Origin of the sequence: Metapseudomonas resinovorans DSM 21078 (genome assembly GCF_000423545.1) — a bacterium.
Lineage (GTDB): Bacteria > Pseudomonadota > Gammaproteobacteria > Pseudomonadales > Pseudomonadaceae > Metapseudomonas > Metapseudomonas resinovorans.
In genome coordinates this window covers 45,490-69,678 of record NZ_AUIE01000015.1, presented here as the reverse complement: position 1 = coordinate 69,678, position 24,189 = coordinate 45,490, and the positions used below count along the sequence as shown (strand labels likewise).

Here is a 24,189-nt window from a genome sequence, read left to right as displayed (position 1 = left end):
TGGGCTCGCGAGCTAGAGCGAGACAAGGAAGCAAGGGCTGAGAGAGCGGAGTTTACGTGCCGTAAATGAGCATCTCGAAGCCATTGATGACGCGGTATCGCCGACGCGCAGCAGCTCATGGACTGGCCCTCAGAGGATGTAGCCGATACCGGCCAGGGTATCGGTGGAGTTGATCAGCTGGATCAGCTTGCGCTGGATCTTGAAGCCCTCGCCTTCGCGCTTGAGCTGGAAGGTGATGTCGGCGGTGTAGTGCTTGAGCACGTCCTTGCGGAACTCCCGCAGGTTCTGTGCGCAGCGCACGGTCACCACGCCGTTCTCCTCGCCCAGTACGCGGAAACGCGACAGGGCACGCACGGTGCGGGCACGCGGGCTGGTGGAGATGGACTCGCCGCCGATCAGACGCTGCACGCGCAGTTGGCGCATGTGGTGGTCGTCGTAGGCGTAGTTCAGGGTGTTCTCGAAATCGGTCTCGTTCGGATCGATCGGGATGATGTAGGTGCCCTTGTCGGACCACAGGTTCAACCAGGCGTCGAATTCGCCGTGGTCGAGCATGTCCGCTTCCTGCCAGATGAAGGCGCTGACGTGATTGAGCAATTCAAGGTTCATGGCTGGTCTCTTCAAACTGTGCGTTGCGTGGCCACGCCGCCCTTCTCACCGCAGGGGAAGGGCAAGCGCAGCGTCGGATGGGGTTAGGCCGACATCATCTTTTTCCACTGCTGATAGGCCGCGCGCATGCCGGTTTCGGCGCTCACGTCGCTGATCAGCCCGTCCTCGCTCGGCTTCTCGCCAGGCAGGCCGCGGTTGAGCATGATCCAGAGGTCGGTGCCCGCCTGGGCGCCCTTCTGCACGCGCTCCCAGGCCTCGGAATCGTCCGGGGTGCCGAAGCCCATGGGGCCCTGGAAGTGTTCGTGCAGGCGCAGGCGGTAGCGGTTGGCCACGGCCGGGCCGCCGTCCATGGTGATCACTGCGTGGTGGATTTCGGTCTCGTTCACCGAGATCGGTTGCAGCACGCGGAAGAAGGCCATGGAGCAGGCGACGTTGGGGAACAGGTTGAGGTTGAAGCCGGAGCCACCGACGGCGCGGACGATGCGGCGCACCTGCTGCTCCTCGATGCCTTCGGCGCGCAGTTCTGCGGCCAGGGCCTCGAAGCGTTCGGGGATCGGCAGGTCGAGATTGGCTTCCAGGTCCACCAGGTCGGGGATCATCACCATCACGCTGTGGCCGTTGCCGAGGTCTTCGACATAGCCCGGGCCTTTGACGAAGTCGAAGAGCTCCAGGGTCTGTTCGTCCACCGAGGACAGGAACGACTTGTGCACCAGCGGGAAATGGTAGGCGTCGGTGGTGTTTTCCAGCTGGATCTTCCAGTTGCCGGGGAAGCGGAAGCGGTGCTCACCGGAAACCTTCACGCCGTAGCCGGCACCCTGCTTCATGAACAGGTCGATCCACTTCTTGGCCGGGCCGAGGAAGTCCACCAGCGGCTCGATATCGTCCTTGAAGGTGGCGAAGATCATGCCGTTGTATTGCTCGACACGCAGGCTCACCAGCGGCAGCTCGCCCTTGTCCAGGCAGTCGGCGTAGCTCTCCGGGTGCGGCACGCCGCGCAGGCTGCCGTCCAGGGCGTAGCTCCAGCCGTGGTAGGGGCAGACGAAGCTGCTGGTCTTGCCCTTCCTGTGCTCGCAGACGGTGGCGCCACGGTGACGGCAGCGGTTGAGCAGGACGTGCACGTCCTTCTTGCGGTCACGCACGACGATCACCGGCTGCTTGCCGACGTAGGTGCTCTTGTAGCTGCCGGCCTCGGGAATCTCGCTGGCATGGGCGACCCAGATCCAGGTGCTGTAGAACACCTTCTCCAGCTCTTCGTCGAACAGGCGGGCGTCGGTGTAGAGGGAGGTGTGCACGCGGTCGTGCAGCACCAGGTCGGCCGGCGAGCTGGCCAGGTTCACGGTTTCGATCAGGTTGGTCACGGTCACTCCTCGTCGGCGCAATACGCCGACTCACAGAAATCTCTTGTTGGTGGCTTCCGTAGGAGCGAGCGTGCTCGCGAACCCCGGTCGCTCTCCTTTCGCGAGCAAGCTCGCTCCTACAAGTTCGCGCGCAGGCGTCTTCATTTGCCCGGCACCGGCAGGTGCGCGGAATCGTTCCAGGCCTCCACCGGGCGGCTGAACAGGTTCTCGGTCTGGAAATGCGCCATGCGCCAGGCGCCCTCCTCCTCGCGGAACTTCACCGTCAGGCGCGCCGCATTGAGGTGCGAAGCGCCGCTGGCGAAGGTCGAGGTCTGCAACATCACCCAGCTGCCGTCTGCGCTGTCGTCGTTCACACGAATCAACTCGGAGCAGAGGAAGTGCACGTTCAGGGCGAAGTGCGCCGGCTCCACCATGTAGGTGGCGAACATGGCGCGGATCGCCTCACGGCCCTGGTAGCCACCGAAGCTCTTGGCGTACTTGGCGCCCTTGCCTTCCCAGATGGCATCGGCGGTGAACAGGCCGGCCAGCTCATCCAGCGGCGTGCGGGCATCCAGCGCGTCGCACAGCTCCATGTAGCGGTTCATGCAGGCGCGTACGGCGTGCTCGCTTTCCAGTTGGCGCAGGCGTTGCTCAAGGGCTTCGGTCATGGCGGTCACGCGCGCTGGATGATCAGTTCGCGGCCGGTGCGGGCCTCGACCTTGGCGTAGCGCCACAGCTTGTAAGTGCCGTCGCCCACCGCCGTGGTGCGGAACAGGTTGCAGGCGGCGTGCACGGTCTCGATGTCCGGCACGTCGGCCAGCAGGTAGGTCGTCCAGGGGTAGCCGGTGGACGGGCCGACCATGCTCTGGTCGTCGTCCATGTTGCCGAACACCTTCACGCCGGGCAGGTCGTGGATGCCGTTCCACATTTCGCTGAAGGCGGCCCACACCTGCAGTTGCTCGTCGCGCGGGGCGTCGAAGAAGTTCTGGTTGATACCCATGCAGAACAGGACGCGCAGGGCTTTTTTCTCGCTCATCGAAATCACCGATCAGTCAGTTGGAATTCACAGGTAGCCGGGCAGCGGCTTGTTGCCGAAGAAGATCGCGCCGGCGTTCTGGTAGGTCATGTCGCCCATGAAGGCGTGCTGGGTGATCACCAGGGTGTCGTTGACGAAGCGCGACAGCGGGTTGTCGCGGTAGACACCCGTCATGCCGGAGAGCATCTGCGCGCTGCGCGCCACTTCGGCAGACACGCGAGTGGCGTGGGTCGAGGACAGGCGCAGCAGGTTGGTCTGCTCCACGCTCACGGCATCGCCGGCGAGCACGGTTGCCCAGGCGCTTTCCATTGCCTCGTAGAACCAGGCGCGGGCGGCGCGCAGCTCGGCTTCGGCCTTGGCCATCTGCATCTGCGCCAGGGGGCGGTCGGCCAGGGCCGGAGCGCCAGTGACGGAGAAACGGCCGCTGGCCATGCCGCTGAGATAGTCCAGCGCGGCGCGGGCAACGCCCAGGCCGACCACGGACAGCACCTGGGTGGCGAACGACAGCGACGGGTAGCGGAACATCGGCTCGTCGAGGTTGGCCGGACCGCCGCGAACGAAGGTCCAATCCTCGGGCACTACCACGCCGTCGATCACCACGTCATGGCTGCCGGTGCCGATCAGGCCGACCACATCCCAGGTTTCCTCGATCTTCACCTTCTCGCGCGGCATCACCGCCAAGCGCGGCAGGCCCACGGTGTCGCCATTCTTCGGGCTGATGCCGACACCGATCAGGGTGGCGCCCATGCAGCCGCTGGAGAACTTCCAGCGTCCGTTCACCTCCAGCCCGCCCTCGACGAAGGCGGCCGGCTGCGGCGGGAAGATGCCACCGGCGAAGACCACGTCCGGGCCATTGGCGTAGACCTTTTCCAGGGTCGCCATGGGCAGCGCGGCCAGGTACACCGGGTTCATGCCGAAACTGGCGACCCAGCCGGCGGAACCGTCGGCGGCGGAGATTTCCTCCACCATCTGGCAGAACTCCATGGGCGAGCGCTGGTCGCCGCCGAAGCGGGTGGGCACCAGCGCGCGGTAGACGCCAAGTTCCTTGAAGCGCTCGATCACGTCCTGGGAAATGAATTTCTGCCGGTCGAATTCCTCGTGCCGGGCACGCTCGCGGATGTCGGCGAGCAGCGCCTGGAATCCTTCACTCGCGGTAATCGGGGCGGGGGGCTGGTAATCCAGCGCGCTTAGCGAAGACATGGGGCTCTCCAGGTGGGCTTTGTGGTTATTGTTCGAGGCGCCGCACGAGCTCGCAGGCGACTGCGCAAAGCAGTTCATCCGCGCCCTTGGCGGCAACGAGTTGCAGGCCCACCGGCAATTTCGAGACGCCCTCGAAGGGGATGCTCAACGCCGGGTGGCCCGTGAGGTTGAACGGCCGCACGAAGGCGGTCATGCCGATGGCCGCGCGGGTGTCGGCGGCATCTGCGACCCGTGCCGGGTAGTCCGGCATGGTCGGCAGCGCGAGGATCGGGCAGCGCGCCAGGGCGGCGTCCACCTCGGCGGTGAAGGCGGCGCGAATGGCTTCGGCTTCAGCCAGGGCGGCATCGGTGGTCTTGCTGGCGGCCAGCAGACGGGACGCGACATCGGCGCCCACCAGGCCGGTTTCCACCAGGTGGCCGCAGGCGTTCCAGGTTTCCCGGTTGATGACAGCCAGGCCCGCGTCATAAGCGGCTTGCATGCCGGGCAGCGGGACGCTGTGCAACTCGAAATCCGAGGCTTCCAGCACGGCATCCAGGGCCGCCTGCACTTCCGGGTTGGCGTCGACCGGCACCACTCCGATGCGGATGCCGCTGACGTCGGGCAGCGCCTTGAAGGACGGGTCGATGACCGCCATGGCTTCGATCAGCAGATCAATGCTGGCGGCGAAGGGACCGACGCAGTCCAGGGAGGTTTGCGCCGGCATCACACCGGCGCGGCTGACGCGGCCGAAGGTGGGCTTGAGGCCAAACACGCCGCAACAGGCAGCGGGTACGCGCACCGAACCGCCGGTGTCGGTGCCCAGGGAAAAGTCGCAGAGGCCAGCGGCGACGGCGGCAGCCGAACCGCTGGAAGAACCGCCGGGTACGCGGCCGGGATAACGCGGGTTCTCCGCAGTACCGGTCCAGGCATTCAGGCCGGTGGTGCCGAACGCCAGTTCATGCAGGCTGGTCTTGCCGGTGATGCGGCAGCCCGCGTCCAGCAGCGCCTGGACCACATCGGCATGACGCTCGGCGTCGTGCGCTTCTTCCAGCGCACGACTGGAGGCACGGGTCGGGTGGCCGGCGATATCGATGGTGTCCTTCACCATCACGGTTCGCCCCGTGCCCCCCAGCTCCAGCTTCTCGACCACTATCGTCATTTGCTTCACCCATTGGCGTTCTTGTTGGTGCTCGATCGAGACCCTGTCCGGGGTGTCGATCGCGTAAATCTAAAATCGGAAGAATTACGTGAAATGTCAATTGAATTATCACAAGAAAAGGAGTGTGTATTTTCGGTGCATTTCTGAGTTGCCAAGCACCAGTAACGTGCAATTCGGTAACAGGTTAAAAATGGAAAGTTCACGCAACAAATTAAGATAAATTGTTATTTTCCATATAGTTATGATTTTCATGAGATTGATTCTCATGTTTACACAGGGAAACACCTGGCCTTCTCAACGTCAGCGCTTGTGCGTTTATCGAACGAAATGTTTTCACTTCGTCGCAAAAAAACGAGCAATAAAACAGAGATTTTAAAGCCATAAAAATTACTGATTTAGACGCAAAAAACACCATGCAAAAGACTGCTGCAAGGCCGATTGCCACTGGTGCGAAAGGAGTTTTCGGAAGCGTCCGATGGAGGCATCAGAAAGCGCTGACTTGATGGAAAAACAGGCAGGGCGAGCAGGTCCCCGCCATCACCGCACCGGCACGGAGCAGGTTTTCTGGCACGGGAGCTGCACTTTGGTTTCCCGCCGAGCGGGATACCCGCCGGTAGCGCCTCGTGGCGCCAGAACAACAAGAAGGCGGCAAGCCATCCGCGCATCGGTCCCTAGCAGCCGGCGCGCACTGCGGGTCCTTGCCTCTCCAATAGCCTTGCAACCCCGGAGTCGTCATGCACTTCAAACAAGCCGTGTCCACCCTGCTCCTCAGCGCCGCCTGCCTGTCGTTCGCACAGGCCGAAGTGAAGGTCGGCGTCATCACCTCCTCCACCGGTCCCATCGCCCTCGTCGGGCTGCCCCAGAAGAATTCCGTGCCGCTGCTGCCCACCCAGGCCGGCGACCAGCCGGTGAAGTACATCGCCCTGGATGACGGCAGCGACCCCACCGCCACCGTGAAGGCGCTGAAGAAACTCATCAGCGAGGAAAACGTGGACGCCATCATCGGCCCGAGCGGTTCGCCCAACGCCATGGGCGTGATCCAGTTCGTCGCCGAGGCCGGCGTACCCTTGTTGGCTCCGGTGGGCACCGCCGCCGTGGTGCTGCCGATGAACGAGCAGAAGAAGTGGGTGTTCAAGACCACCCAGAACGACGACCTGATCGCCAAGGCTCTGGTGGAAGACATGACCACCCGTGGCGTGAAGACCCTGGGCTTCATCGGCACCGCCGACCCCTACGGCGAGAACTGGTCCAAGGTGATGGGCGCCATGGCGGCCGAGCACGGCATCAAGCTGGTGGCCAATGAGCGCTTCCAGCGCCAGGACACTTCGGTCACCGGCCAGAGCCTGAAGGTGCTCGCGTCCCGCCCGGACGCCGTATTGGTGGCCGCCCCCGGCAGCGCCGCGGTACTGCCGCAGACCACCCTGTTCGACCAGGGCTATCGCGGCCAGATGTACCAGACCCACGGCGCCGCCCTGCCGGACTTCCTCAAGCTCGGTGGCAAGAAGGTGGAAGGCACCATCCTGGCTGCAAGCCTGATGCTGGTGCTCGACCAGATGCCGGACAGCCACCCGTCCAAGGCCATCGCAGGCGAGTACGTGACCGCCTACGAAAAGCTCAACGGCAGCAAGCCGGCCACCTTCGGCGCCAACACCTTCGACGCCGGCCTGCTGCTGCAGAAGGCCATCCCGCTGGCCGCCGCCAAGGCCGCGCCGGGCACCCCGGAGTTCCGCGCCGCCCTGCGCGATGCGCTGGAGGCAAGCCACGAGGTACCCGCCACCCAGGGTGTCTACAACATGACGCCGGATGACCACAGCGGCTTTGACGAGCGCGGTCGCGAACTGATCCAGGTAAAGAACGGCACCTGGACCCTGCTCGGCAGCAACTGATCGCAGCCTGCACGGCCTCGCTCTGTAGGGTGGGATGAAGACCACCCTACAGAGCGAGGCCGCGGCTACTCACACCGCAACAAGAGTTCCCACCATGAATTTCCAGATTGCCCTGCTGCTCGGCCAGGACGGCATCACCAACGGCGCCATCTATGCGCTGCTGGCGCTGTCGATCCTGCTGGTCTTCACCGTGACGCGCATCCTGCTGATCCCCCAGGGCGAGTTCGTCACCTACGGCGCGCTGACCATGGCCGCCCTGCAGGCTGGCCAGCCCACCGCACTGGTCTGGCTGCTGCTCGCCCTCACCCTGGCCGACTGCGCCATGGACCTGTATGACGCCACCCGCGCCAGCCGCGGGTTCCGCTTTCCCAGGCGGATTGTCCTCAAGCTCGCCTACGCCCTGGCCATGGTGGGCCTGATCCGTGGCCTGCCCCTGGCCGACCTGCCCATGGCGATCCAGGCACTGTTGACCCTGGCGCTGGTGGTGCCCCTCGGACCGCAGCTCTATCGCCTGGTGTTCCAGCCCCTGGCCTCGGCCAGCGCCCTGGTGCTGCTGATCGTCTCCATCGCCGTGCACGTGTCCATGGTGGGCATCGGCCTGCTGATGTTCGGCCCGGAAGGCGCGCGCACCGCACCGTTCTCCGAGGCCGGCCTGACCCTCGGCCCGGTGACCTTCAACAGCCAGACGCTGTGGGTGATCGCCGTGTCCCTGGCACTGATCATCAGCCTGTTCCTGTTCTTCGAGCGCAGCCTGTATGGCAAGGCCCTGCGCGCCACCGCAGTGAACCGCCTGGGCGCGCGACTGATGGGCATCTCGCCGACGCTGGCGGGCAAATCCACCTTCGCCCTGGCCACCTTCATCGGCGCGCTGTCGGGCATCCTCATCGCCCCCATCACCACCCTCTATTTCGACTCGGGTTTCGTCATCAGCCTCAAGGGTTTCGTCGGCGCCATCATCGGCGGCCTGGTGAGCTACCCGGTCGCTGCCCTGGGCGCCCTGGGCGTGGGCCTGATCGAGGCCTTCTCGATGTTCTGGGCCAGCACCTACAAGGAGATCATCGTCTTCACCCTGATCATCCCCTTCCTGCTCTGGCGCTCCCTCACCAGCCGTCATGTGGAGGACGATGAATGAAACCGCGCTACCTGATCCTCACCCTGGTGGCCGTGCTCGGCCTCGCGCCGCTGCTGCTGCCGCCCTTCTACGTCACCCTGCTGAACTACATCGGCCTCTACACGCTGGTGGTCCTCGGCCTGGTGCTGCTCACCGGCGTCGGCGGCATGACCAGCTTCGGCCAGGCCGCCTTCGTTGGCCTTGGCGCCTATACCAGCGCCTACCTGACTACCGTGCAGGACCTGCCGGGCTGGCTGGCCTGGGCCAGCGCCTCGCCCTGGCTGACCCTGCTGGTGGGGCTGGTCCTGACCGGCGCGGTGGCCTTGCTGCTCGGTGCCCTGACCCTCAAGCTCTCCGGTCATTACCTGCCGCTGGGCACCATCGCCTGGGGGCTGTCGCTCTACTACCTGTTCGGCACGATGGAATCCCTGGGTGGCCACACCGGCGTCAGCGGCCTGCCCTCCATTTCCGTGTTCGGCTGGGAGCTGAACAAGGGCGAGGAGATCTACTACCTGATCTGGGCGGTGCTGCTCTGCGCCATGCTGGTCACCCAGAACCTCCTGGATTCCCGCGAAGGCCGCGCCATCCGCACCCTCAAAGGCGGCCAGCTGATGGCCGAGTCGATGGGGGTGAACACCTTCCGCTCCAAGCTGGTGATCTTCGTCATCTCCGCCCTCTTCGCCGCCGTCTCGGGTTGGCTCTATGCCCACACCCAGCGCTTCGTGAACCCCACGCCCTTCGGCCTGCACATGGGCATCGACTACCTGTTCATGGCGCTGATCGGCGGCGTGGCCAGCGTCTGGGGCGCACTGCTCGGCTCCGGCGTGCTGACCCTGCTCAAGCAGTGGCTGCAGGACCTGCTGCCGCAACTCTTCGGCAGCACCGGCAACTACGAGGTGATTGTCTTCGGGCTGATCATCATCCTGCTCATGCAGCGTGCGCCCGGCGGCCTCTGGCCGTTGCTGCTGCGCCTGGTGCCGGCGTCCTGGAAACCACGCAGGGTGATCAGTGTCGGCGCCGCCGCCGAGCTGCCGCGCCGCGATCTGCCTGCGGCCGGTGAAGTGCTGCTGGAAGCCCGCAATGTCACCCGCCGCTTCGGTGGGCTGGTGGCCAACAACGACATGAACCTGGACGTGCGCGCCGGGGAAATCCTCGCATTGATCGGCCCCAATGGCGCCGGCAAGAGCACCCTGTTCAACCAGCTCTCCGGTGTGGATACGCCCACCTCGGGCGAGGTGCTGTTCCGCGGGCAGCGCATCAACGGCATCGCTTCCCGCAACATCGCCGCCATGGGCATGAGCCGCACCTTCCAGCATGTGAAGCTGCTGCCGGAAATGAGCGTGCTGGAAAACGTTGCCATCGGCGCCCACCTGCGCGGCCACAAGGGCGTGCTCAGCGCCGCGCTGCGCCTGGACCGCGCCGAGGAAGCCGAGCTGTTGGCCGAGGCCCGCCGCCAGCTGGAGCGCGTCGGCCTGGGCGACTACCTCGATGCCGAAGCCGGAAGTCTGGCCCTCGGCCAGCAGCGCATCCTCGAGATCGCCCGCGCCCTTTGCGCCAACCCCTGCCTGCTGCTGCTCGACGAGCCCGCCGCCGGCTTGCGCCACAAGGAGAAGGAAGCCCTCGGCATGCTGCTCAGCCGCCTGCGCAGCGAAGGCATGGCGATCCTGCTGGTGGAGCACGACATGGACTTCGTCATGGGCCTGGTGGACCGGGTAGTGGTGATGGAGTTCGGCCAACGCATCGCCCACGGGCTGCCGGCCGACGTACAGAAGGACCCGGCCGTGCTGGAAGCCTATCTCGGAGGAGCCGAGTGATGAACATGCCGATTCAAGACCTGAAGCAGCCGCAAAACCTCGTGGCCAACGCTGTGCTGGAGGTCCGTGATCTCAGCGTCGCCTACGGCAAGGTGGAGGCCCTTGGCAACGCCAGCCTCACCGTCGGCCAGGGGCAGATCGTCACCGTGATCGGCCCTAACGGCGCCGGCAAGACCACCCTGCTCTCGGCCATCATGGGCGTGCTCGGCTCCCGTGGCCGGGTCGAGTTCGACGGCAGCCTGGAAGCGGTGCCGGAAGTGGAAGTGATGGTGTCGCGCGGCCTCGGCCTGGTGCCGGAGAAGCGCGAGCTGTTCGGCAGCATGACCGTCGCCGACAACCTGCTGCTCGGCGCCTTCCAGCGCCACCGCAGCGGCAAGCGCGACCACGGCGAAACCCTGAAGGAGGTCTACGACCTCTTCCCGCGCCTGCGGGAGCGCCGCGACCAACTGGCCGCCACCCTCTCCGGCGGTGAGCGGCAGATGCTCGCCGTGGGCCGCGCGTTGATGGCCAAACCCAAGCTGCTGATGCTCGACGAACCCAGCCTGGGCCTGGCGCCGCTGATCACCCGCGAGATCTTCCGCATCATCACCACCCTGCGCCAGCAGGGGGTGTCCATCCTGCTGGTGGAACAGAACGCCCGCGCCGCGCTGCGGGTGGCCGACTACGCCTACGTACTGGAAACCGGACAGATCGCCATGGAAGGCCCCGCCGCCCAACTGGCCGACGACCCGCGCGTGATCGAGGCCTACCTCGGCCTGGCGAGCAAGCACCAGGAAATGCTCGCCAGCTGACGCACCGGCCCGGCCGCCAAGGCCGGGCCCTCAAGGAGGAACCATGAACCACTCACCCCGTATCTGCATCGCCGGGGCGGGCGCCATCGGCTGCACCCTGGCCGCACGCCTGGCCGACGCCGGCAATGCGGTCTCGGTCCTGGCCCGAGGCGCCACCCTGGCAGCCATCCGCGCGAACGGCATCCACCTGGACGACCTCGACGGCCACCACTTCGTCCGCGTCCCCGCCAGCGACCGCGCCCACGACCTCGGCCCCCAGGACATCGTCTTCCTCTGTGCCAAGGCCGACGCGCTGCCCGCCCTCGCCGCCGACATCCAGCCGCTGCTACACGCCGATAGCCTGGTGGTGCCGGTCGTCAACGGCCTGCCCTGGTGGTACTTCCACGGCCTGGAAGGCCGCTTCGCCGGCCAGCACATCCGCGCCGTGGACCCGCAGGGCCTGCTCGCCGAACGCATCGACCTCACCCGGGTGATCGGCTGCGTGGTCTTCATCACCGCGCAATGCCCGGCCCCCGCCGTGGCCGAGGCGCAGAACCCGCACCTGATGATCTTCGGCGAGCCCGACAACCGCCTCACATCGCGCCTGGAACAGCTGCGGGCGGTGGTGGCAGCGGCCGGAATCGAAGCCCGCGCCAGCGAGCGCATCCGCGATTCGGTCTGGACCAAGGCCATCGCCAACCTCAGCTCCAACCCGTTGTCGGTGATTACCGGCGCCACCCTGGAACAGATCTACGGCCAGGCCGACCTGCGTCAGCTCGCCGGCGACTGCCTGCACGAGACGTTGCTGACAGCGGCGGCCTATGGCGCACGCATCGAGTTCGATCCGCAAACCTTCCTTGACCTGGGCGCCGGCATGGGCGCGGTGCGCACCTCGATGCTCCAGGACTATGACAAAGGCCGCCCCCTGGAGCTGGCCGCCATCGGTGACTCGGTACTGGAACTGGCCGAGCGCCTTGAACTGCCCATGCCCATCACTCGCCACCTGGTCGCCCTGGCGCGCTTTCGTGCCGACCAGCCACGCCCCTGACCGGAGCCGTCCATGAACGCCATCGCCCCCATCACCCAGCCGAGCCACTGCAGCGACGAGGAGTGGGCCCTGCGCGTCCAGCTCGCCCACTGCTACCACCTGGTGGACTACTTCGGCTGGACCGAAACCATCTTCAACCACATCTCCGCGCGCCTGCCCGGCCCGGCCCATCACTACCTGGTGAACCCCTTCGGCCTCAACTACACCGAGGTCACGCCGGCCAACCTGCTCAAGGTGGACCTGCACGGCCGCAAACTGGAGGAGTCCCCCTTCGATGCCAACCCCGCCGGCTTCGCCCTGCACAGCGCGGTGCATGGTGCCCGGGACGATATCCATTGCCTCATTCACACCCACACCACGCCCATCTCCGCCATCGTCCAGAAGCAGTCCGGGTTCTCCCACGACAACTTCTACGGCGCCCAGCTCTACGGCCGCATCGGCTACCACGAGTTCGAGGGCATCACCCTGTTCGATGACGAGAAGGTGCGGATGATCGAGAGCCTCGGGGACAAACACATCCTGGTGCTGCGCAACCACGGTATCGCCGTGGGCGAGAGCAGCATCGCCAACACCTTCTTCCTGCTCTGGACCGTGCAGCGCGCGGCGGAGATCCAGTGCGCAGCCGGCGCCCTCGGCGGCGAGGATCACCCGCTGCCCGTGGCCATCCAGGCGAAATGCACCGACCTCACCGCCATGCTGATCCGCGAAAGCGGCTTCGCCACCAAGTTCTTCGATGCCATGGTGCGCAAGATGCACACCAGTCGCGGCCCGGGCTGGTAAACAGGAGCTGCGGATGAACACCCAGGATTTCATCGAACCGCCCATCTCGCGCCTCGACCCGGACGGTCGCCTGCTCCAGTGCAACGACGCATACCTGGCGTTGTGCGGCTACCGCCGGGACCAGTTGCTGAACCAGGCCTTCACCTGCATCAACCACCCGGGCATGCCCGAACAGGTGATCGAGCGGATGTGGCGCACCCTGCGCGCCGGCGTGCCCTGGAACGGCCCGCTGATGGGCCAGCACCGGGAGGGCGGCACCTTCTGGAGAGACCTCTACGTGGTGCCGCTGTTCGACGGCGGCCAACTGGTGGCCCTCGGCACCGTCTACCACCCCATGGAACGGGAGGCCTGCCGACGCGCCGATGCCCTCTACGCCCGACTGCGCCGGGGCTTGAGCGCCGAAGCCCCCTGGCAACGCGGCCTGCGCCTGGCCCGGGAGCACAGCCTGGCGCTGCTGGCCGCCCTCGGCCTCGGCACGGCCACCGTCGCCGGCGCCCTGTCGACCCTGGAGACGCTGGGTCTGCTGGCGGGCATCAGCGCCATCACCCTGCAGGCGGCCCACAATCGCCGGCGCGGCACCCGAGGCGGCCTGGCGCGTTATCCACAGGTCTACAGCGACCCGCTACTGGCTTCGGCCTACAGCACGCGCGGCGGCATCGACGCCGAATTGGACATGGCCCTGGGCAACCTGCAGCTACGCCTGCGTACGGTAATGGCGCGCATCCATATCAACGGCGACATCCTGCGCAGCCGCGCCGGGGAATCGTCGGCACTGGTCGCCGGCGAAGCCGGGCAACTGGAACGCCAACTGGAGGAAACCGAGCAGTCCGCCGCCGCGGTGCAGCAGATGAGCAGCACCATCCAGGAACTGTCGCGCAACCTGCAGGACAGCGCCGAGGCGACCCAGGCGGTCGATCGCCTGGCCCGCGACGGCGACCGGCTGGCGGCCGACAGCCAGGCCTCCATGGAGACCCTGAGCGGCTCGGTGGAAGCCATCGGTGACGCGGTGGGCCAGCTCGCCGAGTCCATCGAATCCATCAGCGGTATCGCTGAAGTGATCCAGAGCATCGCCGAGCAGACCAACCTGCTGGCCCTCAACGCCGCCATCGAAGCGGCCCGGGCGGGGGAATCGGGCCGGGGCTTCGCCGTGGTGGCCGATGAGGTTCGCACCCTCGCCTCCCGGACCCGCGACTCCACCGGGCAGATCCAGCAGTCCATCGAACGCCTGCGCAACGGCAGCGCCGACGCCCTGGCCACCGCCCGGCGCGGCGAGGCGGCGGCTCAGCAATCCAGCCGCGACGTGGCGGAAGTGCGCGAGGCGCTGCGGCGCATCAGCGGCGAAGTCGGACAGATCAGCGGCATGAGCCTGCAGATGGCCAGCGCGGTGGAGGAACAGGGCCAGGTGGCCGAGGAAATCAACCGCCAGATCGCCCGCATCGCCAGTCTCGCCCAGCAGAGCGCCGGCCAGGCGCAACGCAGCACCCAGATCGGCCAGGAGCTGCACCAACTGGCCCACTCCCAACTCGACCTGGCCCAGCGTTTCCTGCAGGGCTGAGACACGCCGGTTGCCCGCGGGAGCGTCAGGCACTTGGGGAATTGTCGGTACAGGAAAACCAGTGCCGGCATTACCAAATGCTGTCTAGAACGTTGCGACCATGATCTTGCTGGCCTGCACCCTGTAATGCCTGCCGCGGCGCTGAACAGGGTGGGACCACGGCAGGCCAGCGCACCACGTGCTCACTGCCACGCCGCGAGGCTATCCCCCCGCTCTCCGGCGTTTTGCCGGAAGAAGTCGCGTAGATGCTCGACGAAGAAGGACACCTTGGCGGACAGGTTGAGGCGTTCAAGATAGGTGGCGTAGATATCAGCTGGAGGCGTTTCGTAGTCCCCCAGCACTTCCACTAGTCGGCCAGAGCGCAAGTGACTTGCGAGGTTCCACTCTGCGCGCATGAGGATGCCGTGGCCATCCAGCGCCCAGTTCAGCGCCACCTCCCCATCGTTGGTGCTGAGGCCGCCGCGTACCTTGACCGACTCGGTCTGCTTGCCGCGGCTCAGCCGCCAGATACCGAAGGCCGCGTCGTTCTGGCGTAGCACGATGCAGTTGTGCTGCATCAGGTCCTTGGGCGTTTCAGGGCGGCCGAAGGCCTCCAGGTAGGCCGGCGCAGCGCAGAGCCGGCGGCGGTTCGTGGCGATCTTGCGGGCGATCAGCCGGGAGTCGGGAAGCTCACCGAAGCGGATGGCGACGTCGATGGCATCGTCCGGCAGGTTGATCGGCCGGTCGGTCAGGTGCAGTTGCACCTCGACTTCCGGATAGCGCCTGAGGAACGAAGAAATCGCCGGGCCGACATGGGTGCGGCCGAAGCCCAGCGGCGCATTGACCCGCAGCAGCCCCTTGGGCTCGGCCCGGCTGCTCGACACCTGGCTCTCCATCTCCTCGATCTCGCCGAGGATCCGTTGCGCATTGATCAGATAGAGCTCGCCCTCGGCGGTGAGGCTGATGCTGCGCGTGGTGCGATTGAGCAGGCGCACGCCAAGCCGCTGTTCGAGTTGCGCCAGACGCTTGGAGACCGCCGGCGGCGTCAGATTGAGCTCCCGCGCGGTGGCCGCAAGGCTGCCCACCCTGACCAGTTGGGTGAAGAAAGCCAGCTCCGATACCTGATTCATAATTAACCTGAAGGAAACAATGAAATAACTTTCATTGTATTACGCCATTTCAGGAAAACCATTAACTTTACTTCCGTGAATTACCCACAAAAAACCTGGGTCATTTGCCAGCCCCAGCCCGGTATAGCCGCCCGGGTGAAAACAACTGAATCCGACTCACAACAATAATTCGGAGAAAACCATGGCCAAGCGATTCATAGGAAAGCTCTATGTCCAGGTCCTGATCGGCGTGACCCTCGGCATCTTGCTCGGTGCGTTATGGCCGCAGTTCGGTGCCGATCTGAAGCCCGTTGGCGATGCCTTCATCAAGCTGATCAAGATGGTCTTCGCACCGATCATCTTCGCCACGGTGGTGCTCGGCATCGCCAAGATGGAGAACATGAAGGAGCTCGGCCGGGTCGGCGTGCGCTCGCTGATCTATTTCGAGGTCCTCTCGACCTTCGCCCTGGTGCTGGGCCTGGTGGTGGTCAACTTCGTGCAGCCCGGCCAGGGCATGAACGTCGACCCTGCCACCCTCGACATCAAGAGCATCTCCACCTACACGGCCACCGCGGCGAGCGGCTCCGGCAGTTTCACCGACTTCCTGCTGCACATTATTCCTGCCAGCGTCACCGACGCTTTCGCCAAGAACGAGATCCTGCAGATCCTGCTGTTCTCGACCCTGTTCGGCATCGCCCTGGCTCACCTGGGGCCGCGCGGCAAGCCAGTGGTGGACGTACTGGAAGCCTTCTCCCACGGCATGTTCTACATCGTCGGCATGGTCATGCGCGTCGCCCCGCTGGCTGCCTGCGGCGCAATGGCCTTCACCGTCGGCAAGTACGGGCTGGGCTCGATCGTTTCGCTCGGCAAGCTGATGGCCACCATGTACCTGACCTGCTTCCTGTTCGTGGTCATTGTCCTCGGCCTCATCGCCCGCCTGTCCGGCTTCAGCCTGTGGAAGTTCCTCAAGTACCTCAAGGAAGAACTGTTCACCGTGCTGGGCACCAGTTCCTCGGAATCGGTGGTGCCGCAATTGATGAACAAGCTGGAGAACGTCGGCGTCTCCAAGCCAGTGGTGGGCCTGGTGATTCCGTCCGGGCTGACCTTCAACCCCGACGGCCAGTGCATCTACTACACCATGGCGGCCATCTTCATCGCCCAGGCCACCAACACCCCGCTGACCCTGACCGACCAGTTGATCGTGCTCGGCGTGCTGCTGCTCACCTCGAAAGGCTCGGCGGGTGTCACTGGCTCCGGTTTCATCACCCTGGCGGCCACCCTGGCTTCGCTGGACAACATCCCGGTCGCCGGCATGGTGCTGCTACTTGGCGTCGACCGCTTCATGTCCGAGGCGCGCGCCATCACCAACACCATTGGTAACGCGGTTGGGACCATGGCTATCGCCAAGTGGGTCGGCGCGCTCGACAAATCACGTATGGAGCAGGTTCTGAACGACCGCTCGCTGCCGGCACAGAACCAGACGCAGGAATCATCGCCACTGATCCAAACCGTGAAACCGGCAACTCCCGCCAGCGGCGCCTGACTCCGCAAACACGCCCGCAACGCACCAACAAATCAGCCTTGAGATGCAGTTAGGAGAACAAAAGTGGAAAAAGAATCAGCCGTTCAATCGCTTACCGACGTGATGGCCAGTTTCACCGCCTATATCGGCAAGCGTCTGCCCAAGGACGTCAAGGAAAAGACTGCCAAGCTGCGTGCCGCGGAAACCAATTCGCTGGCCATCGAGATCTACGACTCCATGGCCGAGAACCAGGACTACGCGGACAAGCTCGACCGTCCGAGTTGCCAGGACACGGGGGTGATCCAGTACTTCATCTCCGCCGGCGCCAGTTTTCCGCTGCTCGGCGAGCTCGAAGGCATCCTGCAGAACGCGACCCTGGAAGCGACCAGGAAGGGCCCGCTGCGTCACAACGCCGTGGAGACTTTCGACGAGAAGAACACCGGCACCAACACCGGCTCGAAGATCCCGTGGCTGGACTGGGAAATCATCCCTGACGCCGACTACGCGTTGATCGACGTCTACATGGCTGGCGGCGGCTGCACCCTACCGGGCTCGGCCAAAGTGCTGATGCCCGGCCAAGGTTACGAGGGGGTAACCGAGTTCGTCTTCGACGTGATCACCTCGCGCGGCATCAATGCCTGCCCGCCGCTGCTGGTCGGCGTCGGCGTGTCCACCTCGGTGGAGACCGCAGCACGCCTGTCCAAGCGGGCGATCCTGCGCCCGGTGGACTCCTGTCACCCGAACGAGAACGCAGCGATGATGGAAAGGCTCCTCGAGGAGGGCCTCAACGAGATCGGCATCGGTCCGCAGGGCCTGACCGGCAACAGCAGCGTGATGGGCGTGAACATCGAATCCTCGGCGCGCCACCCCTCTACCATCGGCGTGGCCGTCTCCACCGGATGTTGGGCGCACCGCCGCGGCAAGATCCGCATCAACGCCGACCTGTCCTACGACATCCTCTCCCACGAAGGAGTAGTACTGTGAAAAAGATCCTCTCCACCCCGATCAAGGACGAAGATCTCGCTGCCCTCAACGTCGGTGACGTGGTCTACCTGACTGGCCAGTTGGTGACCTGCCGCGACGTCGCGCACCGCCGACTGATCGAACTGAAGCGCGAACTGCCAGTCGACCTGCGCGGCGGGGCGATTTTCCACGCCGGGCCGATCGTGCGCACAAAGGATGACGGCAGCTTCGAGATGGTCTCCATCGGTCCGACCACCAGCATGCGCATGGAGAAGTTCGAGAAGCGATTCATCGAGGAAACCGGCGTCAAGATGATCATCGGCAAGGGCGGCATGGGCCCGGAAACCACCGCCGGCTGCCTGGAGAACAAGGCGGTGCATGCGGTCTTCCCCGGCGGCTGCGCGGTGCTCGCCGCCACCAAGGTGGAGGAGATCGAGCGCGCCGAGTGGCAAGACCTGGGCATGCCGGAGACCCTATGGGTGAACCGGGTTCGCGAGTTCGGCCCGCTGATCATTTCCATCGATACCAAGGGCAATAACCTGTTCGAGCAGAACAAGCTGCGCTTCAACGAGCGCAAGAGCTCGGTCATCGAGAAGATCAACAGCCAGGTGCGCTTCATCAAGTGACGCGGCCGGGCGGGCACGGCAGGGAAGCCGTGATCGCCCCCTTGCCCCGCCGGCACCCAAGGCCCGCCTTGACGCGGCTCCCGGCGGATTTCCGCCATCCTCTGCAAGGGCAGCGGCGACCTTTCTCCACTCAATCGCCCGGATCGCGGCTCAAACAGCCTGAACAAGCGCAATACAGCCTTCAGGTGCAGGTCTTGCAGGCTTGAACGACAAATACCCCGTCAAAGACTCACTGGATAAGATCATGCAGAAAGCCTGTCACCATGAGCTGCGCAACGCCTTCCGTGCACTGCTTGCCAGCCCCACCTGCTACCACACCGCTTCGGTGTTCGACCCCTTGTCCGCGCGCATCGCCGCCGACCTCGGTTTCGAGATCGGCATCCTTGGCGGTTCGGTCGCTTCTCTGCAGGTACTCGCCGCCCCGGATATTGCCCTGATCACACTCAGCGAGTTCGCCGAGCAAGCCACCCGCATCGGCCGGGTAGCCCGTTTGCCGGTGATCGCCGACGCCGACCACGGTTACGGCAATGCCCTCAACACCATGCGCACGGTGATCGAGCTGGAGCGCGCCGGTGTTGCCGCACTGACGCTCGAAGACACGCTGCTGCCGGCGCAATTCGGCCGCAAGTCGTATGACCTGATCAGCGTCGAGGAAGGCATCGGCAAACTGCGCGCCGCCCAGGAAGTGCGCGACGACAATGCGATGGCGATCATCGCCCGCACCCACGCCGGCGGGCAGCCGCTTGCCGACGTCATCCACCGCACCCGCGCCTACCAGGGCGCCGGCGCTGACGGCATCTGCCTCGTCGGAGTGAAAGATCTCGCCCATCTCGAGGCCATTGCCGAGGACCTGCGCGTGCCGCTGATGCTGGTCACCTACGGCAATCCGAAACTGCGCGACGACAGCCGCCTTGCCGAACTGGGCGTGCGCATCGTGGTGGACGGCCACGCCCCCTACTTCGCGGCGATCAAAGCCACCTACGACAGCCTGCGGGAACAGCGCTGCATCTCCCTCGGCAACGGCCTCAATGCCTCGGAACTGGTGGCCCGATACACAAGCCCTGACGACTACATCGCCTGGGCGGGGGAATACCTTAACGTCAAGGAGTGACGCTGCGGCCTCGCCTGATCGAGCCGCCGGTGCGCCATGTGCATCGAGCGGCGCCACAGAGTCAGGAAGATGAAACGTCACCAAGCCGGAGCGGCTGATGATCCCGCTCGCACTCTTCCGCATCTCTCGGGGCGGCCCGTAACGCTAACCAGGATCAAGCCGGGCACAGATCACTGTCGACAGCCCACGCGCAACCCCCTATAACTCTTCCCCTGTCAGCCGGAACCTTTGCCCCACTTCGCATGATCACCCCGAAGAAGCGCCTCAACCGTTACAACCCCGCCAGTGACGATTTCAAGAAGGAGGAATTCCCCTTCTACTGGATCGCCCGCGTCTATGGCCGCTACAACATGGCCATGGAAAAGACCCTGAAGAAGATCGACCTGGACATCCCGCGCTGGCGAATCCTCTTCATCCTCAAGGAGAACGGCCAGTCGAGCATCTCGGAGATTTCCGAGCACGCCATCGCCAAGCTCTCCACCGTCACCAAGATCGTCTACCGCATGAAGGAAGACGGCCTGGTGGACACCGCCCCCTGCAGCAACGACGGCCGCGTCACCCAGGTGACCATTACCGAGAAGGGCCGGCACATGGTGGAAGAAATCCAGGCCAACACCGCGCATATCTTCACCAACAGCTTCAAGGACCTCAGCGCAGCCCAGATCGCCAAGCTCAACGGCACGCTGGAGAAGATCTACGCGAACCTGCCGGAGGATTGAGCGCCCTCCTGTTTGGCGCCTCAGCCGCGTGCGACCGGCTCGGGAATGAACCCTTCCGCCGCCAGAGCACGTATCACACCGCGTATCAGGTAGTTGTTGGAGAAGCCCAGGGTGTATTGCCGCGCATTGGGCTGAATCGGCCGCAACATCCCCCGCTCAACCAGCTTCTTGATCTGGTAGCTGCACTGGGGCGGCTTCAGGCCGGGCATGGCAACGGCCAAATCGCCCGCCTTGGCCACGCCGTCATCGGTGCGTAGCAGTTGCTCCAGCACGCTGTGCTCCATGGAATTGATCAATCCGCGCTCTCGCGCATGGCTGATGGCCGGACTGAGGATCGCACGCTTCAGGTACTGGTAGTCGGTCAGTTGGCCGACCTTGTTCAACTCATGCAGGATGCCTTCCAGCACATACACACACCAGCTTTCCAGGCTGCCCGGCGCCCCCTGGTCCGCGGTGCCCAACATGGCGTAATAGCGCTCCCGGTCGTTGCAGAAGACTGCCGTCGGATTGAGTACACGGCCGCCAGTGGAAACGTTGAAGCCGTACTTGATGAGCAACGCGTAGGTAAACAGACGAACAACCCGGCCATTGCCATTGGCGAAGGGGTGAATCCAGCCGAAACGATGGTGTGCCAAGGCGACCTTCATCAGATCGTACTTTGGCGGCTCATTGCGATTCACGAAACCCACCAACTCCTCCATGTAGCCGGGAACGAGCAATGCGTCAGGCGGGAGGTGGTTGGACAAGGCGATCCGTACCTCCCCAGTGCGAAAGGCACCTGGCGTTCGGTCGCCTTCCCGATCGAGATTGGCGACCGTCATCGCATGCAGTTCACGGATGAAATGCTGGGTCAGTTCGCAGCCTGGCGTGATGACCTCTTCGATATAGGCCATCGCCTTCTCGATATTGGAAATCTCCCGCAATGGGTCACTGGCGGAATCCGTCCCCTCAACCCTGCTTTCCACATAGTCGGCAAGCGTCGTGTGGTTCCCCTCGATGCGGGCAGACCCGAGGCTCTCGAGGATGTGGAAGATGTCCTTAAGCTGGAAGAAGATGGCAGGCGGCGTGGAGCCACTCAGGCGAAAGCGGCGCAGATGCTCGAGTTCATTCAGCACATCCACCAGGGGTGAATCGAACGATGGATTTAGCAGGGTCAGCTCAAAGTGGGAAAAGGATGGCATCTCGACAATCATCCAGAGCGATAAATTTGAACATTTCGAAATCTACCACATGAACCCCAATAAACATGGGCCTCTCCCGAATATCGCTCAGAACAACTATCTCAAATCCAGATAGATGGACAAGTCGACCCCCCTGCCCTGTTCAACCACGCGCGAACTCCGCCGCCTTCTCGATCAACTCGGCCTCCGGCCGCACGCCGGTGTAGAGCACGAACTGCTCCACCGCTTGCAGCACGATCACTTCGGCGCCGGTGATTACCGGCTTGCCCAGCTCCCGGGCCAGTTGGATCAGCGGGGTTTCCACCGGTAGGGCCACCACGTCGAAAATCCAGTCGGCCGCCTGCACCTGCTCGCGGGTGAAGGCCAGGGCCGTGGCTTCGGGGCCGCCTTCCATCCCTAGCGGGGTCACGTTGACCAGCATCTGCGGCTTTTCATCACCCGGTTCCGCCCGCCATTCATAGCCACAGCCTCGTGCCAGCGCCTGGCCGGTGTCCGGGTTGCGGGCAACGATGGTGCCGTGGCGCAAACCGCTGTCGCGAAAGGCGCTGGCCACGGCCTTGGCCATGCCGCCGCTGCCGCGCAGGGCGAAGTGGATGTCCTTGGGTACGGCATGGCTCGCCAGCAGGCTGGCCACCGCGCTGTAGTCGGTGTTGTAGCCCTTCAGCCAGCCGTTGTCGGCGACGATGGTGTTCACTGACTGGATGGCTGCGGCCGAGGCGTCCAGCTCGTCCAGCAGCGGAATGCAGGCTTCCTTGAATGGCATGGACACCGCCGAGCCGCGAATGCCGAGGGCGCGGATACCGCCGATGGCGGCCGGCAGGTCGCGGGTGGTGAAGGCCTTGTAGACGAAGTCCAGGTCCAGGGCTTGGTAGAGGTAGTTCTGAAAGCGCGTGCCGAAGTTGCCGGGGCGGCCGGACAGCGACATGCAGAGTTGGGTATCCCGGCTGATGGTGCGGGGCATTGGAATCTCCGTTAACCGATCTTGTAGGGGCAAATTCAATCACCCCTACAAGAGTGTCGCCCCTGCTGGGATGGTCAGAAAATGTAATCCGTGGTCAGGAAGTTCGATTCGCGGTTGCGGATGATCTCGCTGACCAGTTCCTTGTTGTCCGCCTGGAATTTGGTGGCCACCAGGGTGCGGATCGAGAACACGCGCAGGGCGTCATGTACCGACAGCGTGCCCTCGGCCGAGTTCTTCCGCCCGTTGAAGGGGAAGGTGTCCGGGCCGCGCTGGCACTGGGCGTTGATGTTGATGCGGCCCACCTGGTTGGCGAAGGCGTCCACCAGCCGGCCAACCTGTGCCGAGTCGTTGCCGAACAGGCTGAGTTGCTGGCCGTAGTCGGAATGCAGCACGTAGTCGATCACCTCTTCCAGTTCGCGGTAAGGCACCACGGGAATCAGCGGGCCGAACTGTTCTTCGTTGTAGAGGCGCATGGCCGGGCTCACCGGGCTCAGTACAGCGGGATAGAAAAAACTCTGCCGGTGGCTGCCGCCACCCGGGTTGACCACTTTGGCGCCCTTGGTCACGGCATCCGCCAGCAGAGTGTTGAGGTAATCGACCTTGCCCGGTTCGGGCAACGGGGTCAGGGCCACGCCGTCTTCCCAGGGCATGCCCGGCTTGAGCGCGGCCAGCTTGGCGCAGAACTTGTCGAGGAAGGGTTCGAGCACATCCTCGTGGACGAAGAGGATCTTCAACGCCGTGCAGCGCTGACCGTTGAACGACAGCGCACCGGTGATGGCTTCGCTGACGGCGTTGTCCAGGTCCACCTTGGGCAACACGATGCCAGGGTTCTTTGCGTCCAGGCCAAGGGCCGCGCGCAGGCGGTGCGGGCGCGGGTGCAGTTTCTTCAGGTCGGCGGCGCCGGAGTGGGTGCCGATGAAGGCGAACACGTCCACCTTGCCGCTGGCCATGATGGCGCTGACGGTTTCCCGGCCACGGCCGTAGATGATGTTGATGACGCCGGCCGGGAAGCTGTCGCGGAAGGCCTCCAGCAGCGGGCGGATCAGCAGCACACCGAACTTGGCCGGCTTGAACACCACGGTGTTGCCCATGATCAGTGCCGGGATCAGCGTGGTGAAGGTCTCGTTCAGCGGGTAGTTGTAGGGGCCCATGCACAGCGCCACGCCCAGGGGCACGCGACGGATCTGGCCAAGCGTGCCCTGCTCCAGTTCGAAGCGGCTGGAGCGGCGGTCGAGCTCCTTGAGCGCCTCGATGGTGTCGACGATGTAGTCGCAGGTGCGATCGAACTCCTTCTCGGAATCCTTGAGGTTCTTGCCGATCTCCCACATCAGCAACTTCACCACCGCGTCGCGCTGCTCACGCATGCGGGCAAGGAACTTCTCCACATGCTGGATGCGCTCGGCCACGCGCATCGTCGGCCACAGCCCCTGACCATGGTCATAGGCGGCAACGGCCGCCTCCAGGGCGGCCAGCGCGGCGTCGGCGTCCAGCAGCGGCGTGCTGCCCAGCACCACCTGTTCATCACCCTTGTCGGTGGCCAGGAAGATCGGGCTGCGCACGGCGGCCAGGGGGCCGTCCCAACGGATCAGCTCGCCGTTGACGAGGTATTCGCGCTGTTCGATCGGCGCACCGGGGCGGTAGCGCTCGGGAATCTGGTCGGCAGTGGGGAACAGGGCTTCGAGCTTGTTGTTGTGGGTCATTGCACTTTCCTCTGGATCGGAACCACTGGAAGTCGGT

General features: G+C 64.6%; 22 protein-coding genes. 12 read left to right on the top strand and 10 right to left on the bottom strand.

The features are described from left to right. Positions 1-129 precede the first annotated feature (129 nt). The 6 genes from G559_RS0113800 to G559_RS0113775 all read right to left on the bottom strand — a co-directional run bounded on the left by G559_RS0113800 (position 130) and on the right by G559_RS0113775 (position 5,317). Positions 130-606, bottom strand: coding sequence for an aromatic-ring-hydroxylating dioxygenase subunit beta (locus G559_RS0113800; protein ID WP_028628784.1), 477 nt, complete (start codon positions 604-606; stop codon positions 130-132). A gap of 83 nt (positions 607-689) precedes the next feature. Next, positions 690-1,964: an aromatic ring-hydroxylating oxygenase subunit alpha gene (locus G559_RS0113795; protein ID WP_028628783.1), complete on the bottom strand. Its 1,275-nt coding sequence runs from the start codon at positions 1,962-1,964 to the stop codon at positions 690-692. A 140-nt stretch (positions 1,965-2,104) separates the two neighbouring features. Beyond that, complete coding sequence (locus G559_RS0113790; RefSeq protein ID WP_028628782.1) at positions 2,105-2,611, bottom strand: nuclear transport factor 2 family protein; 507 nt, start codon at positions 2,609-2,611, stop codon at positions 2,105-2,107. Between the two features lie 5 nt (positions 2,612-2,616). Next, positions 2,617-2,979, bottom strand: a complete 363-nt coding sequence (locus tag G559_RS0113785) for a hypothetical protein (protein ID WP_028628781.1) — start codon at positions 2,977-2,979, stop codon at positions 2,617-2,619. Between the two features lie 27 nt (positions 2,980-3,006). Beyond that, on the bottom strand, positions 3,007-4,179 hold the full coding sequence (locus G559_RS0113780; RefSeq protein ID WP_028628780.1) for an acyl-CoA dehydrogenase family protein: 1,173 nt from the start codon (positions 4,177-4,179) through the stop codon (positions 3,007-3,009). 25 nt (positions 4,180-4,204) lie between these two features. Continuing rightward, the gene (locus tag G559_RS0113775; protein WP_028628779.1) at positions 4,205-5,317 is read right to left on the bottom strand and encodes an amidase; all 1,113 of its coding nucleotides are present in this window, start codon (positions 5,315-5,317) and stop codon (positions 4,205-4,207) included. Positions 5,318-6,051: 734 nt separating this feature from the next. Between G559_RS0113775 and G559_RS0113770 the strand changes: the two genes are divergently transcribed. From G559_RS0113770 to G559_RS0113740, 7 genes are all read left to right on the top strand, one after another. After that, on the top strand, positions 6,052-7,203 hold the full coding sequence (locus tag G559_RS0113770) for an ABC transporter substrate-binding protein (RefSeq protein ID WP_028628778.1): 1,152 nt from the start codon (positions 6,052-6,054) through the stop codon (positions 7,201-7,203). Between the two features lie 94 nt (positions 7,204-7,297). Next, positions 7,298-8,335, top strand: coding sequence for a branched-chain amino acid ABC transporter permease (locus G559_RS0113765; protein WP_028628777.1), 1,038 nt, complete (start codon positions 7,298-7,300; stop codon positions 8,333-8,335). Next, on the top strand, positions 8,332-10,128 hold the full coding sequence (locus G559_RS28965; protein ID WP_051246660.1) for a branched-chain amino acid ABC transporter ATP-binding protein/permease: 1,797 nt from the start codon (positions 8,332-8,334) through the stop codon (positions 10,126-10,128). The genes G559_RS0113765 and G559_RS28965 overlap by 4 nt, the downstream gene beginning before the upstream one ends. Continuing rightward, positions 10,128-10,919: an ABC transporter ATP-binding protein gene (locus tag G559_RS0113755; protein WP_028628776.1), complete on the top strand. Its 792-nt coding sequence runs from the start codon at positions 10,128-10,130 to the stop codon at positions 10,917-10,919. The genes G559_RS28965 and G559_RS0113755 overlap by 1 nt, the downstream gene beginning before the upstream one ends. 43 nt (positions 10,920-10,962) lie before the next feature. Continuing rightward, positions 10,963-11,946, top strand: coding sequence for a ketopantoate reductase family protein (locus G559_RS0113750; RefSeq protein WP_028628775.1), 984 nt, complete (start codon positions 10,963-10,965; stop codon positions 11,944-11,946). A 12-nt stretch (positions 11,947-11,958) separates the two neighbouring features. After that, on the top strand, positions 11,959-12,726 hold the full coding sequence (locus tag G559_RS0113745) for a class II aldolase/adducin family protein (protein WP_028628774.1): 768 nt from the start codon (positions 11,959-11,961) through the stop codon (positions 12,724-12,726). Between the two features lie 13 nt (positions 12,727-12,739). Further along, complete coding sequence (locus tag G559_RS0113740) at positions 12,740-14,281, top strand: methyl-accepting chemotaxis protein (RefSeq protein ID WP_028628773.1); 1,542 nt, start codon at positions 12,740-12,742, stop codon at positions 14,279-14,281. A 182-nt stretch (positions 14,282-14,463) separates the two neighbouring features. Here the strand turns inward: G559_RS0113740 and G559_RS0113735 are convergent, their stop codons facing one another. Next, positions 14,464-15,390, bottom strand: a complete 927-nt coding sequence (locus G559_RS0113735; protein WP_028628772.1) for a LysR family transcriptional regulator — start codon at positions 15,388-15,390, stop codon at positions 14,464-14,466. Positions 15,391-15,571: 181 nt separating this feature from the next. Here G559_RS0113735 and G559_RS0113730 point away from each other — a divergent pair, with 181 nt between their 5' ends. The 5 genes from G559_RS0113730 (at position 15,572) to G559_RS0113710 (ending at position 20,310) form a co-directional block, all read left to right on the top strand. Beyond that, on the top strand, positions 15,572-16,912 hold the full coding sequence (locus tag G559_RS0113730; RefSeq protein WP_028628771.1) for a dicarboxylate/amino acid:cation symporter: 1,341 nt from the start codon (positions 15,572-15,574) through the stop codon (positions 16,910-16,912). 63 nt (positions 16,913-16,975) lie between these two features. Continuing rightward, complete coding sequence (ttdA, locus tag G559_RS0113725; protein ID WP_028628770.1) at positions 16,976-17,875, top strand: L(+)-tartrate dehydratase subunit alpha; 900 nt, start codon at positions 16,976-16,978, stop codon at positions 17,873-17,875. Beyond that, positions 17,872-18,480 carry a L(+)-tartrate dehydratase subunit beta gene (gene ttdB, locus G559_RS0113720; RefSeq protein WP_028628769.1) on the top strand — a complete coding sequence of 203 codons (609 nt, stop codon included), beginning with the start codon at positions 17,872-17,874 and terminating at the stop codon, positions 18,478-18,480. Before ttdA ends, ttdB begins: the two co-directional genes overlap by 4 nt. 244 nt (positions 18,481-18,724) lie before the next feature. Continuing rightward, positions 18,725-19,591 carry an isocitrate lyase/PEP mutase family protein gene (locus G559_RS0113715; protein ID WP_028628768.1) on the top strand — a complete coding sequence of 289 codons (867 nt, stop codon included), beginning with the start codon at positions 18,725-18,727 and terminating at the stop codon, positions 19,589-19,591. Between the two features lie 242 nt (positions 19,592-19,833). Further along, entirely contained in the window at positions 19,834-20,310 is a 477-nt protein-coding gene (locus tag G559_RS0113710) for a MarR family winged helix-turn-helix transcriptional regulator (protein ID WP_028628767.1), read from the top strand. Positions 20,311-20,330: 20 nt separating this feature from the next. Here the strand turns inward: G559_RS0113710 and G559_RS0113705 are convergent, their stop codons facing one another. From G559_RS0113705 to G559_RS0113695, 3 genes are all read right to left on the bottom strand, one after another. After that, positions 20,331-21,491, bottom strand: a complete 1,161-nt coding sequence (locus G559_RS0113705; RefSeq protein WP_028628766.1) for a Fic family protein — start codon at positions 21,489-21,491, stop codon at positions 20,331-20,333. 142 nt (positions 21,492-21,633) lie between these two features. Continuing rightward, positions 21,634-22,452 carry a shikimate 5-dehydrogenase gene (locus tag G559_RS0113700; protein ID WP_028628765.1) on the bottom strand — a complete coding sequence of 273 codons (819 nt, stop codon included), beginning with the start codon at positions 22,450-22,452 and terminating at the stop codon, positions 21,634-21,636. A gap of 74 nt (positions 22,453-22,526) precedes the next feature. Then, a complete protein-coding gene (locus G559_RS0113695) occupies positions 22,527-24,152 on the bottom strand; it encodes an NADP-dependent glyceraldehyde-3-phosphate dehydrogenase (RefSeq protein WP_028628764.1) in 1,626 nt (541 codons plus the stop codon). Positions 24,153-24,189 lie beyond the last annotated feature (37 nt).